The following is an 18,691-nucleotide window of genomic DNA, read 5'->3' as shown; positions in this document are numbered from 1 at the left end:
CCCAATCCGCAGAATGGCCTCCCTTGTCTTCGCCATGTTCTTGGCGCTCATGACTATGGCCACTTACGTGCAGTACGTCCAGGCACCGAAGCTAAATTCGGATGCGCGCAACGCTCGGACCCTCTACCGAGAATACGGAACCGAACGCGGCCCGATCATCGTCGACGGCGAATCCATCGTGGTCTCGACTGCCGTCGACGACCCGTACAAGTATCAACGCGAGTACAAGGCGGGAAGCTCCTACGCGCATATCACGGGCTACTTTTCAACCGCCCACAATTCGATGACGGGAATCGAGCGGGCAGAAAACGGAGTGCTCGGCGGGTCCGACTCCGCACTGACCACCCAGCGAATCCAGGAGATGATATCGGGCTCGCACCGCAAGGGCGGCGCAGTTTCCCTCACACTCAACCCCGCGGCGCAAAAGGCCGCCACCGAGGCCCTTGGAAACCAGCGCGGCGCCGTCGTCGCCATCAATCCCAAGACCGGCGCGATCCTCGCCCAGGTTTCCACGCCCTCCTACGATCCCAACCAGCTGGCGACCCACGACTCAAAGGCCGCAAGGGCCGCTTACAGCCAGCTGAGCACGGACAAAACCCGCCCGCTCGTCAACCGCGCCCTCGGAGGCGACCAGTACGCCCCCGGCTCGACGTTCAAGATGCTCACGGCCACCGCGATGCTCGAGAACTCGGACCTCACGCCCGACTCGATCGTCGACGCGCCCGACACCTGGACCCCTCCCGGGACGACCCACAAGATCGACAACCCCGGCGAGCTCTCCTGCGGGGACGGATCCGGGCGCGTCTCCCTGCGCCAGGCCTTCATCCAGTCGTGCAACACTCCTTTCGCGATGGGAGGCGTCAACGTAGGCGGGGAGAAGATGCTGGCACAAGCCAAGAAGTTCGGCTTTGGGACGACGTTTGAGACGCCGCAGACAGTCAGCTCCTCGCGGTTCCCGGAGCCCTCCAGCAAATCTGCGCTGGCAATGGACAGCATCGGCCAGCAAGACATCCGGGTCACCCCGATGCAGATGGCCCTCATCGGCGCCGCGATCGCCAACGACGGCGTCGTCATGGAACCGCACATCGTCAAGCAGACCCTCACATCGGACCTCGACGTCATCTCGACCACCAAGCCGAAGGAATTCGGGCGTGCAATGTCGAAGACGACGGCGAAGCACATACAGGAGATGATGGTCGCCGACGTCGAATCGGGAACGGGCCACAGAGCCGCGATCTCGGGCGTGAAGGTCGCCGGGAAGACCGGCACTGCGGAGATCAACGCCTCGACGCCGCCGCACGTGTGGTTCGTGAGCTTCGCACCCGCCGACGATCCGAAGATCGCCGTCGCCGTGGTGGTCGAGAACTCGGGCAACGCCGGATGGAACGGCGACGGCGGCTCGGTGGCCGCGCCCATCGCAAAGAAAGTCATACAAGCGTACTTGGGGTCCTCATGATGACGGCGTCCCCAATCCACAATCACTGCGAGAGAAAGGTGACGGCGTGACTGACATCCCCCGCATCTTGGGCAGCCGCTATGAGATCGGCGATCTCATCGGACGCGGAGGCATGGCCCAGGTCCACCTGGGCTACGACACCCGGTTGTCACGAACGGTTGCCATCAAAATCCTGCGCACGGACCTGGCCGCGGACCCCCTGTTCCTTGCGCGCTTCAGGCGCGAGGCCCAATCCGCCGCCGCGCTCAACCATCCGTCGATCGTGGCCGTCTACGACACCGGCGAATCCCCGGTCACAACTGCCACCGGGCACGAGATCTCGCTGCCCTACATCGTCATGGAATACGTCAAGGGACGCACCGTCGCCTCCCTTTTGACGACCGGGGAGCCCGTTCCGATCGCAGAGGCGGTGCAAGTGGTCACGGGCGTCCTTTCGGCACTCGAGTACTCGCACCACGAAGGCATCATTCACAGGGACATCAAGCCCGGCAACGTGATGCTCACGCCGGACGGCAAGGTCAAGGTCATGGATTTCGGCATCGCGCGAGCCATCGCCGACTCCGCGGCCACGATGACCCAGACGAACTCGGTTGTGGGAACCGCGCAGTACCTGTCGCCCGAACAGGCTCGCGGCGAGGTCGTCGACGCCCGGTCCGACCTCTATTCGACCGGCTGCCTTCTCTACGAGCTTCTGACCGGGAAGCCCCCCTTCACCGGCGACTCAGCGGTGGCGGTCGCTTACCAGCACGTCTCTGAAGCGCCCAAGCCGGCGTCGGAGATGTTCCCCGACATCCCGGATACTATCGACCGGGTCGTCATGAAGTCCCTGGCCAAGAATCGCGATGAGCGCTACCAGAGCGCCGCAGAGTTCAGGAGCGACCTTCTCTCGGCTGCCCGCGGCGAAGGGGTCAACGCTCCCGCGGTCACGGCGGCCATGAAGACCGTGCCAATGCCGGTGAACCCGCCGACACCCGCCACTCAGGCGACGACGGCGCTTCCGCGGACCGCGACGTCGGCCCCCGTCATCTCCCCGACGCAAACGGGCGTTCAACCGACCGTCGGCTCCGGCGGGACGAACAACAGCAGGCGAAACCGTCAGATGATGTGGATCGCCGGGGTCCTTCTCGCCATGGCCGCCATCATCGGACTCTACGCGCTGTTCTCGGGCGACAGCCCCGACCCGAAGCCGACGAACAGCGCGTCCGCCGACAGCACCGACAAGGTCACCGTTCCCAAGCTCACCGGCATGACCGAAAAGCAGGTCAGGAAGGCGCTCGAGGACGAAGGGCTCGTCTTCGTCAAGGGCAGCGACCAAGCCTCGGACACGGTCAAAGCCGGCCAGTTCGTCACCTCGTCGCCTTCCCCCGGATCGACGGTGAGCAAGGGGCAGAAGGTCACCGTCCACTTCTCCTCCGGCAACTCCGAAATCACCGTCCCCGACGTGACCGGAGTGAGCCTCGACCAGGCGAAGAGGAAGCTTGACAAAGCCGGTCTGAAGGTGGGTAGAGTCACCAATTCGAGCGGCAACTCGGCCACGAGCGGCACCGTCGTTTCGACGTCGCCCGAGGCGGGCGAGTCCGTCGAAGAGGGGTCGGCTGTGGACATCAAGGTCTCCGGCGGCAGCGACTCCGACGTTCCCAACGTCTCGAATCTTTCGGCCGAGGATGCGCAGAAGAAGCTCGAGAACGCAGGATACAAGGTCAACGTGACCTACGTTCCGGTCTACTCAGAAGCCGAAGACGGGAAGGTCATCGGCAAAAAGGTCGACGGCGCAGGCAACGTCACCCTTCAAGTCGGGAAGTACACGACGAATATCCAACAGCCGACGGAGAGTCCCACTCGCAACAACCCGACGACACCTGTGCCGACGGAGAGTCCCACTCACAACAACCCGACGACGGCGCCCCCAACTGAGGTGCCGACGCCCGCGCCTACACCAACGGGTTAAAGGACGCCCGCGCCGCTTGCCGTCGGGAGGCGCGGGGGCCAGAGAGGCGAGCTGCGAAAGCGACTCGCGCCAGGGCTGGATGCAAGGCGGGCCGGCTCACGCGGGTCGGGCCGAAATGCGGGTCCGGTCGGAACACACGGGCTGTGAATGAAGGCGGGGCCGAACCAGTTTGGTTCGGCCCCGCCTTCATTGCTCAAGCGCGCGCCGTCGTCGCATCGATTTCGGCGCCGAGAAGCTTTCGCTAGAAAACTAGGAGGGCTTCCGCGGGCCAGTTCAATGGCTCTAGGAGGCCTGCTCGTCGAACCGTATAAGAGGCGCCTTTCCGCGCGCCGCTTCGAGGGCCTCAGGCTGGCCGCACACCGCCAGCCAGTTGGCGAGCATCCGATGCCCGCCCTGGGTCAGCACCGATTCGGGGTGGAACTGCACGCCCCACAGGGGAAGTTCGGCGTGCTCGACGCCCATGACGATCCCGTCGTCGGTGCGGGCGGTGATGACAAGCTCCCTGACCGTGTCCGGCTCGGCCGCCAGCGAATGGTACCTTCCGACCGTAAGCGGCGAGGGAAGCCCCTCGAAGAGCCCTCTGCCGTTGTGGCGGATGACGGACGTCTTCCCGTGCACCAGAGTCGGCGCGTGCGAGACGACCCCGCCGAAGACTTCGGCCAGCGCCTGATGCCCGAGGCACACGCCCAGCATGGGGGTCTTGGTCTGGGCGCATTGTTCGATGGCGGCGACGGTCGCCCCGGCCTTGGCCGGGGTTCCCGGGCCGGGCGAGGCAAGCACGCCGTCGTAGGAGGAGACGGAAGCCAGATCCACGACGTCGTTGCGGACCACCGTGGCGCTCGCGCCCAGCAGACGCAGATAGTCGACGAGCGTGTAGACGAAGCTGTCGTAGTTGTCGATGACCAGAAGCTTCGCCATCAGCCCACCGTGTTGTCGAAGGCGGGGAAGGTGTCGGCGACCCAGGGATAGACCCAGGTGAACAGAACCGCGACCGCCGCGAACAGGAGGGCGAGAGCCTCAAAGAACCGCAGCCATGCGGGCCCGGGCAAGTGGCGCCAGATCCATGAATACACGTCGGTTTCCTCTCTACTTCATTTCCGCGGGTATTCCGTCGCTTCGCGCGACCCAATGGTCGTACTTCGCGTGGATGATCCATCGCTTGTCGGAGACGAAAGGCGGATGGCAGGTGGTGATGGTCATGAGTCGTTCAGTGGGCTTTGTCTCAGGTTGTTTTGGAACGGGTGCCACGACGTCGACGTCGCTGGGCGGAACCACGTACGAAGAGTTGACGTAGTAGACGAAGTAGGCGTCTTTCGTGCCCACGATGATGGGGTCGCCGGCCTTGAGCTTGTCGACGTTGCGCATCGGCGCGCCGTAAGTCTGACGGTGGGCGGCCAACGAATAGTTGCCGACCTCTCCCACGTAGGCGGTGTCCTTGTAGTGGCCGAAGGCGCCCTTGTCGAGGACCTTGCTGAGCGACGTCCCGTACTCTATGGAGTGCTCGTAGTCTTTGCCGAACTTGGGGATGTACATGATCCCTTCGACGTCGCCGATTCCGGTGACGTGGTCGACCGCCGGCGGCGGATCGGTGCGGGCCCTGCCGATCTTCGTCTCGTTCTGGCTGCCCCATTGGTCCTTGACGCGCGCGATTCTCTCTTCCTGTTCCTGGCCGGCGATGATGTCGGTCCACCAGACCTGCCAGACGATGAACAGGCCGATAACCACACCTGCGGTGATGAGCAGCTCGCCGATGAAACCGAGAAGCATCTGGAAGACGCTGGGGCGACGTCGAGCCTTAGGCGCGGCAACCGCTGCGGCTTCGGCCCTTTCCCCAGAATCCCGCTCCCATCCGGGGAGCCAGTCGAGCCCGTCTGAGGATGCCGGAGCGCCCGACGGAGATGGGGCGGCCGGCCGCTGCTCGACGCCGTCGGCGTCGGGTTGCGTGAACGGCCCGTCCGCTCCCAATGTGTGACGTCCCACGATCAACGTCCTTTCTTCCGCTGTAGGTTGCCGCACGCTCGTGAAGCGGCGGCTTGCGCCCGCAACTTTATAGATTACGGGGATGCGGCCCTCTCTTCCACGTCTGACGCCGCGAAACCACGCCAATGCGTGCCCCCGAGCCCCAAATGGGTACAAGATCACGCCGCACGGCTCGTCCCAGACTTGCGCCAGAGCCGCGGCGCCCGCTGGGTGCGGAGTCTTGCAGGCCCGCCGTTCCGAGAGTGTCCGCTTTTCCGATTTCCGAGCTCGTCTACAGCGATTTCGCAGCCGCGAATGTGTACAGTTTTCGATGGGCAGATGCGCTCACTCCTGCCTTTTGACTACTCTTGGCTGAGTACGCGTACCCGGAAGGATGACCATGGCTGATTCTGACAAGCTCGATTCCGACGAGCTGGGCGAGGTCGACGATCTCGACACGGCGAAACAGGCTGAGACGGCGGAAGGCGCCGACGTCGTGAGCCACGCCGCCGAAGGCGGAACGGATGCCGCTGAGGCAGACCTCGCCGAAGTAGACGGTGCTTCCGCGAAGCGCACCGAGGAGGACGTCAAGGACGTCGCGGCGAAGGGCTCCGGCGAGGACGGGGAGCCCGAGGAGGCCCCGGCAAAGGGCAAAAGGGGCAAGAAGCGCGCATCGAAGAAGGACGCCGCAAAAGGCTCGTCCAAAAAGGACGGTTCCTCTGAGAAGGAAACGACGGAGAAGGGCTCGAAGGCGCGCCGCAAGCAGAAGGAGTCTTCCGCCGAATCCTCGAAGAAGGGCTCGAAGAAGAGCTCTGGAAACCCCGAAAAGGGAACGAAACGCTCCACAGAGAAGAAGGCCGCGGAAAAGAAGGCCTCGTCGAAGGAGCGCAAGCCGGCCAGGGTCAAGGGGCTTCAATCGCCGAAGTGGTGGGCGCCCCTGCTCGTCACCCTCATGATCGTCGGCCTTGTCATCGTTGTCACCGCCTACATCTTCGGCGGCAACTTCCCGATCAAGGGTCTGGGCAACGGCAACCTGTTCATCGGCTTCGGCTTCATGCTCACGGGGTTCCTCATGACGATGGGGTGGAAGTGACGCCCGCCGGGTCGGCGCCCTTCCGGCCCGGCGTGAACGGTCGCTGCTGCCTCGCATAGTCGAGAGCTTGGCCTGAAAGAAGCGCCACTGCCGACGAAGCCGAGGAAGGCGCGTTCAGGAATAGCCCCATACGGCGACGACGACGACCAGCGTTTCGCTGAGCGCCGCGAAGGCGACGACGTCGACGATCCGCCTCTTTTCCGGCGAAAGGACGCGCGCCCGCGAAAAGGCATACATGGCCACCACCCCCGCGACGAATCCGCCCGCGTGGGACTGCCACGAGATCCCCGAGTCGGGGCTCAGGGAGATGACGGCATTGAGCGCGATGAAGACCAGGAAACCCGTCAGGTCCGCCCCGGACACCCGGGCGACGACGAGCTGGGCGCCCAGCAGCCCGAAGACCGCGCCCGACGCGCCGACCGTGGCGGTGAACCACGAGTTGCCCAGAGGGTCGGCCGTGAGGATGACCGCGGCATTCCCGGCGACGGCAGAGAGAAGGTAGATCCCCAGGTACCTGGCGTGCCCGATGACGGGTTCCAGAACGGATCCGAACACCCACAGCACGTACATGTTGAGCAGCAGGTGCCAGAAGTTGGCATGTACGAACGCCGAAGCAAGAAAACGATAGGGTTCCTGCTCCGAGAGCTTCGGCATGAACACGAGATAGGAGCCGATCGATCCCTCAACCCGGGTGACGAGGTCGACTCCTACGCAAGCCGCGATGAGCACCATTGTCACGGCCGCTCTGGGCCAATGCTCGCTGAAGACGGTCAGCCGTCTGCGAGCGCCGCCCGCGGAGCCTCCGCCCGAATCGCGCGTTTCGCCGACGCCGGGAACATCCACGGAATTCCGCGGCTCTTCAGAGCTCGGCAGATCGCCTGACGGCGAAAACCCAGGGTCGTCTCGTTCGGAGGCAAATGCACTCATCGCGGCCTGCGGAATGTCATTCAGCGACGTCGACGGATTCGATGACGACGTCCTCGGCGGGCTTGTCGCGCATGTCGGTGGACACTTTGGCGATCTCGTCGACGACGGCCTTCGACGCGTCGTCGACCACCTTGCCGAAAACCGTGTGCTTGCCGTAAAGCCAGGTCGTCGGGGCCACGGTGATGAAGAACTGCGATCCGTTGGTCCCCGGCCCGGCGTTCGCCATGGCGAGCACGTAAGGGTCGTTGAAGTTCAGCTCGGGGTGGATCTCGTCCTCGAACTGGTAGCCGGGGCCTCCGGTTCCGCGACCCAGAGGGTCGCCTCCCTGGATCATGAAGCCGTCGATCACGCGGTGGAAGATCGTGCCGTTATAGAGCGGCTCAGTGGTCTTCTCTCCCGTAGCGGGGTTGGTCCACTCGCGCTTGCCCGTCGCCAACTCGACGAAGTTCGCGACTGTTTTGGGCGCGTGGTTGGGATACAGCTCCACGACGATGTCGCCGTGATTGGTGTGAAGTGTTGCTTCCATGTGTACATCTTCCCACAGTGCCGCGGCGGGATGGGCGGCAGGTCGATTCACAGCAAACTAATGCGCTGCGGGCGAAAACGAATGGGCAGACACCGGGCGCAAAGCGCGTTCGGGCTGACATTTCGCGGCAAACCCGGCAAAATGGGAGAGTACAGTCATTTCCGGTCGACGCCGGACAACCGAAGGAGGTTCGCAGTGTTCTGCTGCCGTTCCAAGAAAAAGAAGGCTAAGAAGAAGGCCGCCCAGGCTCAGGACCTCATGGCCCAGGCCGGGGCCGTCGCGAGCCAGGCCGCCGAGAAGATCCGTCCGGTCGCCGCCCACTTGGCAACACAAGCCCAAGAGCTCGCCCATCAGGGCAAGGAGTGGGTCGCCCCCAAGGCCGCCCAAGCTGCCCAGCTCGCAGCTGAGGCGAAAGACAAGGCCGTCACCGACTACATCCCCAAGGCCAAGCGCGTCGCCCGAGCAGCCGTCGACGCCGCCCGCACGACCGAGGGCGATCTCAAGACCAAGGCCCAGGCCGTTCAGGCGTCCGCGACAGCAGCCCTCGCCGACCCCAAGCCCAAGAAGAAGCGCCGGTTCCTCAAGTTGACGGGGACTCTGGCCATCCTCGGCGGCGCAGCAGGCGCGGCCGTCCTCCTGTGGAAGCGAAGCCAGCCCGTCGAGGACCCCTGGGCCGAGTCGTACTGGGAGGACGTCGAGGTTCCCACCGAGGATTCCGACGAGGCCGAATCCGGCAAGCACAAGGCCTGAACACGGCGGACGCCCAGGGTTTGACGCAACGCCCAGGGTTTTGGGGCAGTTGAGGCAGCGCCCGAGGTTTGACGCAACGTTCAGCCCCGATGCACAAGCCCAGGGCCGCAAGCCGAGAACCCGATAAACCTTTCCGCCGCAGGCTTCCCGGCCTGCGCATCGAGAGTTGGACAAATGATGACGAACGACGCCGCAGCATACCAACTGTTTGAGACGCCTGAAGGAGTCCGCGGGCGATACGTGCGCGTGCCCCTCTCCGAGCTCGGGGAGGGGGACGCCCTCGTCCGGGTGACGCATTCCTCCGTCAATTACAAAGACGGACTGGCCGCGACGGGCCGGGCCCCCATCGCGCGATCGCTCCCGATGGTCGGGGGCTGCTGCGCCGTCGGCGTCGTCGTCGAACCCGGAGAATCCGGCCTCGCCGTCGGAGCTCCCGTCTCGATCGTGGGCGCCACCCTTTCCGAACGGCACAGCGGCGGATACTGCGAGTATCTGCGGGTTCCCTCCGCCTGGCTCACCCCTGTGCCGTCGCGGTTTTCGCTCCTTGAGGCGGCGGCCATCGGAACGGCCGGCGTCACGGCCGCAATGGCGGTGCTCAAGCTCGAGGACGCCGGCCTCGCCCCCGGCGCCGGGCCTGTTGCGGTGACCGGGGCCAGCGGCGGCGCCGGTTCGATTGCAACAGCCCTGCTGGCCGCCCGCGGCTACGAGGTCACGGCCTTCACCGGCCGGCGGGACGCCGAAGACTACCTTGTTTCGCTCGGCGCCGCGCGCGTCGAGCCGCGGCCGGACACGTCTGGCAAGCGGCCGCTCGAAAAGGGCCTGTGGGCGGGGGCCATCGACGCCGTCGGCGGCGACACCCTCGCCTGGCTCACGCGAACGGCGGCGCCGGGGGCGTCGATCGCGGCCTTCGGCAACGCCGGCGGAAACGCTTTGAATGCCACAGTGCTCCCCTTTATCCTCCGAGGGGTCAACCTGCTCGGGGTCACCGTCACCTTCCCCTCGGACGACGTGCGGAAACGCACGTGGCAGATTTTGACCGATTCCCTCAAGGCCGAAGCTCTGCGCGCGATCACCTCGGAGATCGCCTTCGACGAGCTCGAATCGTCGCTTTTCCAGATCGTCGAGGAAGGGGTCCGCGGCCGCGTCGTCGTTCGGATATCTGAGGAGGACGCGCCCCAATCGCCGTGACAGGCCTCAATCGCCGTGACGGACCCCAATCGCCGTCGTATGGCTGAGAGGCTGATTTCCTCGATTGAAAGGACTGGTTGTCGGAGGTTTCGCGCTGCGCTGCTCCTTCGGCGCACCGGGCCTCTCGCACCGCCTCAAGCTCGCGGCTGGCGTTCTCCCCACGCAATGGGATCCACGCGTCGGCCCGTAAAGAAAGGTGTGTCCTCGCGCACATAGAGGCGCGCCTCCGTGTAACGCTGCGCGTGGAGGACGCCTTCGAGGCGATCGAGGCTGTCCGCCTCGAAGCCCAGGATCCACTCGTAATCGCTCAACCCGAACGTCGCCAGTGTCGAACCCTTGACGTCCGGGTACTGGCTGAAGCCGTTGCGCCCGTGTTCGGCCATGATGCGCGAACGCTCCTCTGCCTTGAGAAGGTACCAATCGTAAGATCGGACGAACGGGTAGACCATCAGCCAATCGCGCGGCGCCACGCCGCTGAGGCATGCGGGCACGTGGCGACGGTTGAACTCCGCAGGAGTGTGAAGCCCCATACACGTCCAAACGGGCTCTAAACAGCGGCCGAGGGCACTGGCGCGCAACCTGTGATAGGCGTCTTGGAGTCGCTCGGGGTCGTCGTCGATCCACCACACCATCAAATCGGCGTCGGCGCGAAAGCCCGCCGTGTCATACCAACCGCGCGTTGTGACGGCCGCGCCATCGGCGCACTCCGCGCTCTCGGCTATGAGCAGGCGCCGCGCGTCGGCGTCGGCGGGCAAAGGATCGGCCAAACGGAATACCGCGTACAACGCGTAGTGGAAAGCGTTGTTGATTGCGTCGAGGTCGACGTTCTGCGCGTCACGAGGATCGGGCACGCGCTGCATATGCTCATCCATAAGGGTCTCCTTCGGGTTGGCGTGGGCGATTGGCGGTTTCTTCTGCTTCCCCCAGTCTATGCCTTTGTCGCAGCTTAGAAGCCTTCCGTGCCGCGGGCTGCCGGCGCACCGCTTGGGCGAGCCCAACGTGCTCGGCTTGGACGTCGCTTATAGGCTGCCTGCGCCCACGGCCCGCGCCTTGCGCCCTTCGGGACCTCACCGTTCGAGGCGGAGCCCGGCTCGTGCCGCATCGGATTCGCCTTGCTGACGAACGCCGGGCCGCCCCGAGCGGCAACACTGCTCCGGACAAACGGTGTGGAACGGTCCGGCGCCCGTCAAGGTGACGGGCTGGACGTCTTCGCCTCGCGCTTGGGCGGCTCGCTCCTCGAGCACGTCGACAAGGCTCGCGATGAAATCCCCGTCCGTGGAAACCGTCGCGGCCCGCTCGTAGGGCAAGCCAACCTTGGCCGCGGTTCCCCGCGCTTCGACGTCGAGGTCGTAGACCACTTCCATGTGGTCGTAGATGAAACCGATGGGTGCGACGACAACCCCGCTCACCGGGGGCCTGCCGGTCGGCCCCTTGCGCGCAGGCCGCCCGTGCGTCGGCCCCCCGTCTGCCTTCCGCTCCAATTCTCGCCTTTCGTCCCCCGCGCCCCCGTCTGCCAGCTCCTCGAGAAGATCGTTGACGTCCGGTTCGAGCCACCGCGACCATGCCGGCCCGGAACGCGAACAGAACGCCAAATCCCATTCGATCCGGCTCAGCCCCAAGCTGCCGCGCACGAGAGGAAGCAACGCCCGTATCAACGCCCGGTGTTGGGCGACGTAACTGATCTCCGTCGAGAGATCGGGAGCGATCGACGATCGTTCCGCCTCGGTGGGCGCCGAGCCTTCTTCCATTGCGACCGGTATCGAGTGCGTGACCAAGACGAGGCGAACGTTTTCCACATCAATCCCATCGTCCGCGAGCCTCCGATAGGCCGCAGCGATCGCTTTCGCCTGCGCGCCGACCATTCCCGGCGTGTTGTAAAAGGGACGGACTTTGTCGACGATCAACGAGGCGCCTTCGGCGTTGTCCGCACTTGACTCCGCGCCTAGCGCCGCGTGCCCGTAGCGCCCTTCGAAAGAGGCCAAAGCACTGTCAAGGTCCTCTCGATACTGGCGGCAACCGGAGTACGAAGCGTAAGCAGAGGTTGGCAGAACGAGGATGCGACGGGCCCCGGCGTCGGCCAGTTCCGCCAAACCTTCGTCGACGAACGGATGCCAGTTCCGATTTCCCCAACCGACGGGGATTTCGTGCCCGCGGCGGCGCAGCTCCCTGCGAAGGTCGGCAAGGAGCCTGCGGTTCCATGCGTTGATCGGCGAAACCCCCTTGAATCTCTCGTAGTGTCGGCCGACGGCGAGGAGCCTTTCCTCGGGAATTCCGCGTCCTCGCGTCGCATTGCGCAAGAAGGGAAGAACGTCTTCGGGCCCGTTCGGTCCGCCGTAGGACAGCAGCAGCACGGCGTCGTAGGGGGTCAAACCTCGCATTTGTCGCCTTTCACTCAAGGAATCGGGAAGGCCGGAAACGGAAGGGCAAACGTCTGCAGCCGTCTGCGCGCATCCGCGAATTCGCCGCTGAAAGGGCGCCTGGATTCACTGGAACGGTTCAAGCTCACACTCGATGCTACACACAGGCGCTTGCTCAGGCGAGGGAAAGGCGCGCACGCAAACGGTTCGAAATGCTGGAAAGCGACAACCAGAATGTCGCATTGCTTGCATAGTTGATAGCACTACTGCTACATTCTGAAGTATCATTACAGTAAGGAGGGCGAGATGAAAGCCGATGCAGTCGTCAACGTCGTCAATCTGACGAAGAAGTACGGGGACGTCACAGTTCTCGACGGTCTGAACTTGCGCGTCGAGCGGGGGAAGACGGTTGCCTTGCTCGGGCCCAACGGCGCCGGAAAAACAACGACCGTCGAGATCATCAGAGGCCTGGTTCCTCGAAATGCAGGCTCCGTCGAAGTCTTCGGCGAAAATCCGACCAATAACTCCAATCCGCTTTGGCAGGCCAGGATAGGCATGACGCTCCAAGCTCAACGAGACCACGCGAAATGGCGCGTCATGGAGTTCCTAAACTGGATACGCGCCTCATACGAAGGAATCCGCGACTGCCGCGACGTCTCGGAGCTGATCGACTCCTTCGACCTGGGCAAGCATGCGTACAAGACGATCTCGACCCTCTCCGGGGGGCTGCGCAGGCGCCTCGACCTCGCTGCCGCACTCGCCACCAGCCCGGATCTCCTCATTCTCGACGAACCCACGTCCGGGCTCGATCCGACGGCGAAAAGAGCGGTTCACGACATCGTCGCCGACGAAGTCGACGCCGGAATGGCACTGCTTCTGACGACCCACGACCTGTCGGAGGCCGACCGCCTCGCCGATGCGATTCTCATCCTCAACGAGGGACGAGTCGCTGCGGAGGGGTCGCCCGAGTCTTTGCGGCTCCGTGTCGAGACGCAGGCCGAAGTCATGTGGGCTTCGAATGGAAGCCGTTACGTGCACGCGACGCCGGAGCCAGAGCCATTTCTGCGAGAGCTGATGCAGGATCCGTCCGTGAGCGACCTCGAAGTTCGCAGGACGTCCCTCGAAGACGCCTACCTGGGCCTAGTCGAGGGGGCCCAGAACTCCGCCTTGACCAGAATGTCGGAACCGACGCCCGAACCGCCGACCACAAGAAACTCGCCGAAGGAGGGCGACCAATGATCCACTCAATGCGAACTGCAGCCCGAGCGGGCTGTCTGCAGGCCCGCGCCGAACTGCGCATAGCTTTTCTTACGCGGAATTCTATCGGTCTGCTATGCCTGGGCCCATTGTTCCTCCTGTTTTTGGCTCTCAACGAATGGAACGGTTTGGATTCAGAGCTGGTCCCAAACAGCGCTTTCGCCCTTGTGAGCGCGCTCGGATCGATCGGCCTGCTCGGCGCCGCTGAAATCATGGGCGAGATGTTCCGCGAACACAATGACGGCTCCTTTTTGCGCATGCGCATTTTGCCGCGCGGAACGGAATCGTGGATGTTCGGGAAGGTTCTGTCTTTTTCCGTCGTAAACGGGTTCATTCTAGTAGTCGTTATGTCTGTGGGACTGCTCCTTTTCCCCGATCTGCGGCCGGCTTCCCTCGCCGACTTCCTCGTCCTGGCGGCCAGCCTCGTTCTTTCCCTCGTCGTCCTCTTCCCCATCGGAGTGGCATTGGGATCGCTCGTGCACTCCACCCTGAGTCTTTTGGTCTGCTTGTGCCTCCTATGCATGCTCTTCTTCGGCGCAGGCACTGTGTCTCCCATCAGCGTCTTTCCGAAGCCCCTCCAGTGGGTCACGGCCTCGACTCCGATCTACTGGGGCGCACACGCCGCCCGCAGCGCCGTGCTCCCACCCGAACTCGGATCGGTGGAGATATCCGGATCGTTCCAACCCCTGATCGCCTTCGTGGTCCTAACCGCATGGGCCGTGGCCGGATACATCGCCGCACCCCGCATTCTCCGACGCAGCATACGTCGCGAGACAATGGGATCGGTCGCGGCAGCACGGGAGAAGATCGTTTCGAGGGGTTACGCGTGAGCAGGACGAAACAACAAAAGAACCCGGATCCAAGCGGGAAAGAGGGCGGTGCGCCCGGTAAGGACGACGCTGTGGGCGCCAACGACGGCGGCACGCGCAGCAAGGACAAGAGCGCACGCACCAAAGACGACGACGCGCGCAGCAGAGACGAACGCGTGCACAATCGCCTGGCGGTGCTGCGGGCAGCTCGCGGGGTAACGCGCCGCAAGCTCGCCGAGGAGCTCGGAATCCACTATCAGACGATGGGCTATCTCGAGCGCGGCGAGTACGCGCCCTCCCTGCATCTGGCCTTGAGGATCGCCCGATGGTTCGGCGTCCCGGTGGAATCGGTCTTCAGCCTCGACGAGTTCCCGCCGTTGATCTAAGAGAAGCCGACGTGCGAATACAACGCCCCTTTAACGAACGAGGGTGTTTAACTATCTGAACCGCAGTTTGGTTTGCCTAACAACCACACACGCAGGCAATCGGATCAAAAGCTCTGACAACCTTCAACCCCTTATCGACTTCCAGTTTTCGCATTCATACTTTAACGGACGACCATTGCCAAGAATCCAAACCTCGAACTAAGCTTCACGAAAGTTCTTAATGCTTAGGTCACATCTGGAGAAACTTCCGTCAGAGACAACAATCACATTCTGAACTATTTTATTTCGATAGTTATCAATTCATAGTACTGTTAGAGCAAATATGAATTCACCGTGAAGTTAAGAAAGGTGTTGTTTTGGCGGTCAAACCCAACCGCAACCACGGCAAGAATTTCAACCGAGCGGTTTATATTCTGCCCACCACCGTTTGGCGGACAGAAGCGGAGAAGAAAGGAAATAGAGTGAAAACGCATTCATTACGAACAGACAGCTTCTCGACGCAACAACCGAACTTGAAAAACAATAATCAACTAATGAAAATCATTAACTGGCTTACAAGCCAAACAACGCCGCAGCGGATTATCAATGAATGGTATGCCATGGGCGACGCTGCACGAATCGATGAGGATGGAACTGTCACTGTCCTTGGGAGATTCGAAGACATTGAAACGCTTGAGGGAGAGTCTGTCTACCCGGCTGAGGTAGAGTCCGAGTTTGTCGCTCTTGACGAAGTCTCTGAAGCCGCAGTCTTTGTAGCTGAGGTCAATGGAAGGCCGTCGCTTCTGGCGTTGTTAGTCCTAAACGATTCAAGGACGGAAAAGGCAGTCAATCTTACAGCGATTCATGAAATCATCACACGTCGATTGCGCAGCAAGCCAGCTCCGAACATTATTTACGTTGTTCCTGAGCTTCCTCACTTATCAGGTGGTGGAAAACTAGCCCGCAACTTCATTAAACGCAATTGGAAAGAACTCGTCACCTCCCTCTATCCAAACTTTAACCGGACAAAAGCTGGAACTGAAGCAATGCCGCATAAGAGACCTGCAGAAGCAGACAGCTATCGACTCACGAAAGGTGGTGACACTTATGCGTTCTAGTCTGGTAACATCACTTCATCGGCGATCCTGGATGAAGGGTGAAGTATGATGAGGTCGATCCCCCAACCTTCCATGGATTCGTTCGATCTCACGACGATTCTCAGTGCGCTTGCCGATCCAACTCGTCGAGAGTTGCTTCGTCTGACATACAGCCATACGGAGCCAGTTGAGTGTGCCGTGATTGCACGGAACATCGACGTAAGTCCGGCTACTGTGTCTCACCATTGGCGAATTCTGCGTGAAGCAGGACTTACACATACAACAGTTCAGGGGCGAGCACGTTTCATTAGCGTACGACGAGACGAAATGGAACAGAGGTTTCCAGGATTGCTTGCCGCTATTCTTCAAGAAAGCTCTTGAAGGTGAGCAAAGGCTAGCCTTGTAAACACAAGTCGGCTCCTGGATTAGACGCTCTGTTCTGACCATTCGTCATTGATAACCAACCAGAAGTTATCAGCGGATAGATAATCCGTATTTCCTTTATAGCCGATACCTACATCATGGTAGTTCTAATAACAGGTGTAGGTTTGGCGCGAAAGAGGCGATTTATAAATGAAAAATAATTATAAGAATTTACACACAACTTCTAATGCAAGAAGATCATCAAATTCAAAGGAATCTCGTATTAATCACAATGAAGTGCGTCCGTGGGCCGCCCTATGGGCCGTATCCGCGGGGTTCTTCATGATCATGCTTGACACGACGATAGTCGCGATTGCGCAGCCTCAACTACAAGCAAATCTACACACGTCACTTAGCTTAGTGATTTGGGCAAGTACAGCGTACATGGTGGCTTATGCAGTTCCCATGCTCTTCACAGGACGGCTAGGCGACCAGTATGGGCCCCGAATCATATACGTCAGCGGCCTTATCGTGTTCACCGTCGCTTCAGCATGGTGTGGGTTCTCCACTAGTATCAGTATGCTAATCGCAGCGCGTATCGTGCAAGGCCTCGGTGCGGCGTTGATGGGCCCTCAAACCCTGGCGGTCGTCAACAGGCTCTTTACAGGCAAGTCTCGAGGATACGCCATGTCGGCGTGGTCAGCCGTCCAAGGCTCGGCTACGTTGCTTGGTCCTATCCTCGGCGGCTTCTTCGTCTCTTTCTTGAATTGGCGTTGGATCTTCTTCGTCAATATCCCTATAGGTCTGATCGCCGTTTTCTGTGCCCTGCGCTTCATTCCACATTTCGCCGGCCATTCGCATCGTTTCGACCTTCCTGGCATTGTCCTTTCGTTTACGGGGCTGACTGCCCTCATTCTCACGATTCAAGAAGGAACCAGTCTGAAGGCTCCCGCTTTTTGGGCGCTTCTGGTTGGCGCATTCGCTCTGCTTACATGCTTCGTTCTTTCCCAACTCAGGCAGAACGAAGTTCTAATTCCTTTGCGTTTATTTAGGAACCGAGACTTCAGTCTGTCGATTGCTGCGCTCGTCTTGTCATCTTTAGCAGTCAATGCTCAGTTGATTCCCGTTATGTACTATCTACAGCGCGTTATGGGAATGTCGGCCTTGCTTGCAGCTCTTACTGCAATTTCAATGCCAGTTGCAACTGTTGTGCTGGCGCGATTCGTCGGAAAAACGATTGCAAGGCTCCATCCCGCCGCAATTCTCACCCCCGCTTTTCTTCTCGCAACCACAGGTTCGTTGATCTTGCAATACGCCATGAACCCTGGTCGGAGCACTCTTCTTGTAACTGCAGGATACGCTGTTTTTGGCGTCGGCATTGCCTTCGTCTGGCCTCCGCTTGCGACTTATTCTTTGCGACGTGTTGCTCCGACGGACCATGGCGCAGCGTCCGGCATCTTCAACACCATGAGAATCGTCGGCGGGGTGATAGGCATGGCTGCAATGGGAGCCATCATCGAAATGCAGCTAGCGTCACTTGGTTCAGGAGGAGGACAAGCTAAAGCTTCAGCAGTGCTTTCCCCCGGTCCTTATCGAACTGCATATTCACGGGTTCTTGAGACATCCACTTGGCTCCCAGTCGTGTCCTTTGCCATTGGAGCCGTGATTTCACTTGGTTTCGCGTTCGGCAAGACGATCGGACCAAACGAAGAAAAGTGAGATCCAAGCACAAGTGACAACCAGAATGCCGCTCGTTCCGTCTTGTAGCCGTTTTCCAGGTTTCACGTGCAACACTGATACTCATGACGACCATCGCCGCTTCCTGGCTAGACTGGGCCGAGCCTCGCTTGTTTACAGACGACCGAAATATCGCCGTTTTGCTCATCGGGGCCTGCATCTTTGCGCTCACGCTCGCTGTCCCGGCCGTCAAGCGCGGAGGACGCACGCTGGTAACCGTGGTCCATGAGGCTGGGCACGCCGTCGTCGGCATCGCCTGCGGACGGCGCTTCCAGGGCTTCGTCGTCCAACGCGACATGTCCGGGCACGCCGTCACAAAGGGCAAACCGACGGGCCCCGGCCGCATTCTCACGACGTGGGCGGGTTATCCGGCCCCGGCGCTCCTTGGCGCTTTCCTCGTCGTCGGCGCCTTGAACGGGTGGTCCAAGGCAATCGTCATCGTCACGATCGTGGCGCTCATCGGCCTGCTTGTCATGTCGCGATCCGTCCGAACGGTGCTGGTCATCCTCGGATCGGCGCTCGTCTTCGCCGCGCTGTGGCAGCTCGGAGACCGCATCCAGGTCGGCGCGCTGGCCCAAGCGGGAGTTGTGGCGGGCATCGGTCTCATACTCCTCATCGGCGCTTGGACGTCGCTGCAGGACGTCGCCCGCACGCGCGACCGCGAGCAGGACCACTTCACGCTGGCCGCGCTCACGCGCATGCCGTCTTGGATGTGGATCCTCACATGGCTCCTAGTCGACCTCGCCGCCAGCGCGTGGGCGGTCCGCGTGGCGTTCGACGCCGTCGCATGATTCCAACGCCGCAGAGTCCCAATGCCGCCCCAGGGCCCTAGCGCCGTAGAAGCGGCCCGCACTCGAGG

General features: G+C 61.8%; 19 protein-coding genes. 12 read left to right on the top strand and 7 right to left on the bottom strand.

The window, feature by feature from the left end; genetic code table 11:
* Positions 1-13 precede the first annotated feature (13 nt).
* The gene (locus tag A4H34_RS02135; protein ID WP_082903001.1) at positions 14-1,456 is read left to right on the top strand and encodes a peptidoglycan D,D-transpeptidase FtsI family protein; all 1,443 of its coding nucleotides are present in this window, start codon (positions 14-16) and stop codon (positions 1,454-1,456) included.
* 46 nt (positions 1,457-1,502) lie between these two features.
* Positions 1,503-3,404, top strand: a complete 1,902-nt coding sequence (gene pknB, locus A4H34_RS02130; RefSeq protein ID WP_064230909.1) for a Stk1 family PASTA domain-containing Ser/Thr kinase — start codon at positions 1,503-1,505, stop codon at positions 3,402-3,404.
* 282 nt (positions 3,405-3,686) lie between these two features.
* Here the strand turns inward: pknB and A4H34_RS02125 are convergent, their stop codons facing one another.
* Genes A4H34_RS02125 through A4H34_RS02120 form a run of 3 tightly spaced genes read right to left on the bottom strand, consistent with a single transcriptional unit; the run spans position 3,687 to position 5,384 of the window.
* Positions 3,687-4,322, bottom strand: a complete 636-nt coding sequence (locus A4H34_RS02125; RefSeq protein ID WP_064230908.1) for an anthranilate synthase component II — start codon at positions 4,320-4,322, stop codon at positions 3,687-3,689.
* A complete protein-coding gene (locus tag A4H34_RS11165; RefSeq protein WP_040322492.1) occupies positions 4,322-4,477 on the bottom strand; it encodes a hypothetical protein in 156 nt (51 codons plus the stop codon). Before A4H34_RS11165 ends, A4H34_RS02125 begins: the two co-directional genes overlap by 1 nt.
* 13 nt (positions 4,478-4,490) lie before the next feature.
* Complete coding sequence (locus A4H34_RS02120; RefSeq protein ID WP_231870920.1) at positions 4,491-5,384, bottom strand: class E sortase; 894 nt, start codon at positions 5,382-5,384, stop codon at positions 4,491-4,493.
* Between the two features lie 379 nt (positions 5,385-5,763).
* On the opposite strand from A4H34_RS02120, the gene A4H34_RS10570 reads away from it, so the two are divergent.
* The gene (locus tag A4H34_RS10570; protein WP_082903000.1) at positions 5,764-6,456 is read left to right on the top strand and encodes a cell division protein CrgA; all 693 of its coding nucleotides are present in this window, start codon (positions 5,764-5,766) and stop codon (positions 6,454-6,456) included.
* 114 nt (positions 6,457-6,570) lie between these two features.
* Here A4H34_RS10570 and A4H34_RS02110 read toward each other — a convergent pair whose 3' ends face one another.
* A complete protein-coding gene (locus tag A4H34_RS02110) occupies positions 6,571-7,299 on the bottom strand; it encodes a rhomboid family intramembrane serine protease (protein WP_064230907.1) in 729 nt (242 codons plus the stop codon).
* Positions 7,300-7,399: 100 nt separating this feature from the next.
* Positions 7,400-7,909 (bottom strand): peptidylprolyl isomerase, encoded by a 510-nt coding sequence (locus tag A4H34_RS02105; protein WP_009198059.1) that lies wholly within the window; start codon positions 7,907-7,909, stop codon positions 7,400-7,402.
* Positions 7,910-8,104: 195 nt separating this feature from the next.
* Between A4H34_RS02105 and A4H34_RS02100 the strand changes: the two genes are divergently transcribed.
* Positions 8,105-8,659, top strand: coding sequence for a hypothetical protein (locus A4H34_RS02100; RefSeq protein ID WP_064230906.1), 555 nt, complete (start codon positions 8,105-8,107; stop codon positions 8,657-8,659).
* Between the two features lie 174 nt (positions 8,660-8,833).
* Positions 8,834-9,847 (top strand): acrylyl-CoA reductase family protein, encoded by a 1,014-nt coding sequence (locus A4H34_RS02095; RefSeq protein WP_064230905.1) that lies wholly within the window; start codon positions 8,834-8,836, stop codon positions 9,845-9,847.
* A 134-nt stretch (positions 9,848-9,981) separates the two neighbouring features.
* Here the strand turns inward: A4H34_RS02095 and hemQ are convergent, their stop codons facing one another.
* Complete coding sequence (gene hemQ / locus A4H34_RS11335; RefSeq protein WP_009198062.1) at positions 9,982-10,719, bottom strand: hydrogen peroxide-dependent heme synthase; 738 nt, start codon at positions 10,717-10,719, stop codon at positions 9,982-9,984.
* 195 nt (positions 10,720-10,914) lie between these two features.
* Positions 10,915-12,225, bottom strand: a complete 1,311-nt coding sequence (locus A4H34_RS11330; RefSeq protein WP_064230904.1) for a ferrochelatase — start codon at positions 12,223-12,225, stop codon at positions 10,915-10,917.
* A 285-nt stretch (positions 12,226-12,510) separates the two neighbouring features.
* Between A4H34_RS11330 and A4H34_RS02080 the strand changes: the two genes are divergently transcribed.
* The 7 genes from A4H34_RS02080 to A4H34_RS02060 all read left to right on the top strand — a co-directional run bounded on the left by A4H34_RS02080 (position 12,511) and on the right by A4H34_RS02060 (position 18,623).
* Positions 12,511-13,443 carry an ABC transporter ATP-binding protein gene (locus tag A4H34_RS02080; RefSeq protein ID WP_064230903.1) on the top strand — a complete coding sequence of 311 codons (933 nt, stop codon included), beginning with the start codon at positions 12,511-12,513 and terminating at the stop codon, positions 13,441-13,443.
* Between the two features lie 146 nt (positions 13,444-13,589).
* On the top strand, positions 13,590-14,291 hold the full coding sequence (locus A4H34_RS02075) for an ABC transporter permease (RefSeq protein WP_197480393.1): 702 nt from the start codon (positions 13,590-13,592) through the stop codon (positions 14,289-14,291).
* A gap of 155 nt (positions 14,292-14,446) precedes the next feature.
* Positions 14,447-14,656 (top strand): helix-turn-helix transcriptional regulator, encoded by a 210-nt coding sequence (locus A4H34_RS02070; RefSeq protein WP_040323003.1) that lies wholly within the window; start codon positions 14,447-14,449, stop codon positions 14,654-14,656.
* Between the two features lie 356 nt (positions 14,657-15,012).
* Positions 15,013-15,753, top strand: a complete 741-nt coding sequence (locus tag A4H34_RS10825; protein WP_156510214.1) for an acyl-CoA synthetase family protein — start codon at positions 15,013-15,015, stop codon at positions 15,751-15,753.
* Positions 15,754-15,798: 45 nt separating this feature from the next.
* Positions 15,799-16,113 carry an ArsR/SmtB family transcription factor gene (locus A4H34_RS10565; protein WP_082902997.1) on the top strand — a complete coding sequence of 105 codons (315 nt, stop codon included), beginning with the start codon at positions 15,799-15,801 and terminating at the stop codon, positions 16,111-16,113.
* A 192-nt stretch (positions 16,114-16,305) separates the two neighbouring features.
* Complete coding sequence (locus A4H34_RS02065; protein WP_269452282.1) at positions 16,306-17,814, top strand: MFS transporter; 1,509 nt, start codon at positions 16,306-16,308, stop codon at positions 17,812-17,814.
* Positions 17,815-17,897: 83 nt separating this feature from the next.
* Complete coding sequence (locus A4H34_RS02060; protein ID WP_064230901.1) at positions 17,898-18,623, top strand: M50 family metallopeptidase; 726 nt, start codon at positions 17,898-17,900, stop codon at positions 18,621-18,623.
* Positions 18,624-18,691: the final 68 nt, after the last annotated feature.

Origin of the sequence: Peptidiphaga gingivicola (assembly GCF_001652275.1) — a bacterium.
In the GTDB taxonomy this organism is placed as follows: domain Bacteria; phylum Actinomycetota; class Actinomycetes; order Actinomycetales; family Actinomycetaceae; genus Peptidiphaga; species Peptidiphaga gingivicola.
The sequence above is the reverse complement of the archived record's forward strand: the minus strand, read 5'-3'. Positions and strand labels throughout refer to the sequence as shown.